At 30.0% G+C, this 3,712-nt stretch carries 3 protein-coding genes; 2 read left to right on the top strand and 1 reads right to left on the bottom strand.

Annotated features, from left to right (window positions below; translation table 11 throughout):
* On the top strand, nt 1-2,427 hold a 2,427-nt coding region (locus tag K5Q11_RS05335; protein ID WP_220751710.1), incomplete at its 5' end, for a DUF5776 domain-containing protein.
* A 22-nt stretch (nt 2,428-2,449) separates the two neighbouring features.
* A complete protein-coding gene (locus tag K5Q11_RS05340) occupies nt 2,450-2,698 on the top strand; it encodes a hypothetical protein (RefSeq protein ID WP_220751712.1) in 249 nt (82 codons plus the stop codon).
* 497 nt (nt 2,699-3,195) lie between these two features.
* Here the strand turns inward: K5Q11_RS05340 and K5Q11_RS05345 are convergent.
* Nucleotides 3,196-3,712: DUF5776 domain-containing protein (locus K5Q11_RS05345; RefSeq protein ID WP_220751714.1), on the bottom strand; the 517-nt coding region annotated here is incomplete at its 5' end.

Consider the following 3,712-nt stretch of genomic DNA (forward strand, 5'->3'; position numbering starts at 1 on the left):
AGCAACGCTTATAGCGCATATAGTCAAGCAGTAACAGATTTTGCTGGAGGTAAAGGCTCCAAGGGTAGTTATGCTTCTTACACAGCTGCTAACTCTAGTGCATATAGTAGTGAATATGATCAATTACACTCCGCATCAAGTGCAGGTAGTTATGATGGATCAAATGGTAGTCAAGCCAGTCAAGGTTCGTACGCTAGTGATCAAGCAACTAGCATAGCTTATAATGATGCTTATGATAAAGCTATTAAAGAAGCTGAGGATGCAGCCATATCCAGCGCGGTAAATGATTACGATAACAATGCTGGTAATAAGGTTTCTGATTATACTAATCCTGCAGCATCGCGTGCATATAATTCAGCATACAACGATGTATCTAGTGCAGCCTCACAAGCTCGTAAAGACTTTGAGACCGGCTCAACCGCCAATGGGCCAAAGACACCAGCTATAGCCGCTAAGGCGTACAGCGATGCATACGCAGCAGTATCGGCAGCTAAGCAAGACTATGATAAAGGAAGTTCTGTAGCCTACAGTGATTACACAGCCGCTAATAGTTCAGCATATGCTAGTGAATATGCAGCCTTTAGTAACGCAGCTTCACAAGCAAAACAAGATTATGATAACGTCTCTTCACCTAGTTATCATAATGGTAGTAATGCTGTAGCTAACGGAGTATATAACAATGCATATAGCAATGTTTCTAGCGCAGCTGCACGAGCCCAAAGCGATTTTGTAAATGGAGGCTTTAAGTCTGATAGTAGTTCTATTAGTCAAGCAGTATCTGGATATTCTCCAATAGAAGCTCAGACATATAGCGAGGCTCGAAATGCTATGTCTGCTGCTTTAAGTGACATAGATAAAGGATCTGGTTCTAATGGAAATTATGGCAGTGCTAAGAGATATAATAGTATGTACTCTTCTGTTTATAGTAATTTAAACAGTGCTTATGGCGATGGAAAACTTGATGGAGCTATAGGATTGGATATTACTCATGCATCATATGCATCTGATTCATTAAAAAATAGTGTTTATAACCATGTTTACGGTAGTGAAAGTGATGCTGTTTCAAAAGCCATTTCCAGTGCAAATAATGATTTTAATAATGATAAATATGGTTCTTTGTTTGGAAGTTATGCTTATTCTTCGGATACTTACGTTAACGATGCTTATAATAAAGTCTATTCATCATTAAGTTTTGATGTTAGAAAAGCTCAACTAGATTTCAAGAATAGTAATTTTGACAACTCACAGAGTTCAAATTCACCATATGATGTATTTTATGGAGCTTTATCTAAAGCGGCTAATGACTTTATTAATAAGGGATCTTATAATAATAGTTATAGTTCAATTGTTAAGTCTATATATGATGAACAATATAACTTATTGAAGTTGGCTGCTTCTCAAGGTAGAAGTGACTTTTACAATAATAATGGTGATAATTCTTCATCTTACAGTTATGATTGGAGTTTAGAGAAAGCATATAAGGATGCATATAATGACTATGCTGGTGTAATTTCTCCTACAAACAACAATATTAACGATAACAATTCTAATAGTGTGAATGATGCATTAAATGATTTTCGCAATATGACAAATCGTGAACATACATCTGATGATTACAATAAAGATTATGTAAACATTGAAAATGGATTCAATGATGGTATTAATAATAGAAAAGCTAAATCTACTACTTCTTCATACTTAAGTGGATATGAAATGGGTAAAAATGGAATGCTGGGCATAAATCATGCTATAGCAGTTGAAAATTCTGATGAATCAGTAGGAGACTTAGGAAACAAATCTGAAGACTTTATTTTAGGATTTAATGGGTTTTATGATGGATTTAAAGCTGCTATTGATAAACATTCTAGAAAACATGCAGATAAAGGGCCTGTTTATAATTTCGCTTATGATAAAGGGTATGAATTTGGTTTAACTAAAATTTCGGATGCTAATAAAGGTTCCGCTAATGAAACAGTTAAATATCTAAAACATCCAGTATATGTTTATAACACTAAATTGATTCACGCTTATTCTAAGAAAGAATTATCAGAATCTGGAATTGTTAAAAAATATAATAAAAAACATTTAGGTAATTTAAATGAGTTAAAAATTGTTAAAATTGTTAACAATAATGATGGTAAATCTGTATATGAATTAAGTGATGGAAGTTTTATAGAAAAGTCCAATTTAAAAGATTTATATTATAAAAATGTTGCAAATGGAAATGAATATAAGGTAATAGCTAAAGGTGGAATACATGTTCATAGTAGTTCTAATCTGACAACTAATAATCGTATTGCTTTTTGGAAAAAAGGTCATAAATTTACAGTTAAAAAAGTTGTAGATATAAATGGAAAGACACGTTTCTATATTGGAGACAGTCAATATGTAACAGGAAATAAGAATTTTGTGAACATTGATATGTAATTAGGAGATGTTTGTCATTAAAATGAACGAAAGACAATTAATTCAAGAAATATTAAATACGATCGATATTTTATATGAGTTTAAAAATGCTGATGAAGATGCAAAAGAATACACTTTATTATTAACTCGACAAGACAATGATACTAGAGAATTAGCTACAGTTAATAGTGAAATGAAGCGTTATTTTCAAGAAGCTAACTTTACCTATGATGAAACTTTGAATCCCAGCGATGATAATGCTGAAATTAAAGTAGATATTGCTAGAAAATAATATGTATAAAAAAATAAATCCACAAGAACTTAATAGTTCTTGTGGATTTATTTTTTTATCTCATTAACCTCATAGAGTGTTTATTAATAGTTATAGAATGACCGTTATCTTAGTTGATATAGTAATATTATGGTTGAGATATTTAAATTCTTAACATTTAATTTTTGATTTAATTTATAGTGTTTATTTCAAACCCTTTGATTTAAGTGCAAACTTGTTTATTAATTAATACTGCTTTTATTAAGATTTTAACTGTATAATTTTTACCAGTTAAAGTTAGTTGATAGTTATGATTAAATTTAATGAATGAAACATACTTGCTACCAATTAATATAAACGATTGCTATATTTTTATTTAATATTATTAGCTCGAAAGTTAATTTATTCATACTATTTTTAATTATAATCTTGAATGGTTTTGTAATTTTTATTACAATTTTTTTGACAGTTTTACCTATGCTAGGACCGTTTACTCTATAATTTATATGGTATTTAACTTAAAGACTTAATTTTATAGCTTTTACGAATTTTTTATGAGTAGTAATGAAGTAACCATTACTTAATTTATAGCGAGAAATATCATGATCTAAATGTTCAACTTTTATTACATTAAATTTTTGATTAAATTCAACATGTTTTACTAAATTATTTTTATTAAATTTCACTTTTCGATACATGTTAATACCGCTACGATTAATTACTTTAACTTTTTTTACGTAATTTTTTTGTTGATAAGTTCTTTCGTATTTACTACCGTCAAGAATTGTACCATTGCTTAGAATGAAATGCTGTTTGCCATTTTTAGTAAAATTAGTTGCTTTATAATATTTATTTTGTTTTTTACTCATTATACTAAAAGCTTTAGTGTACTTATGGAAGATAGTTTTGTTTTTGCTAATTCGCTTATCATCTTGTTCTGGAATGTTGTTATTGTTGCTGTTGTTATTGTTGCTGTTGTTATTGTTGCTGTTGTTATTGTTGCTGTTGTTATTGTTGCTGTTGTTATTGTTGCTG

This window comes from Apilactobacillus xinyiensis (genome assembly GCF_019656235.1).
Lineage (GTDB): Bacteria > Bacillota > Bacilli > Lactobacillales > Lactobacillaceae > Apilactobacillus > Apilactobacillus xinyiensis.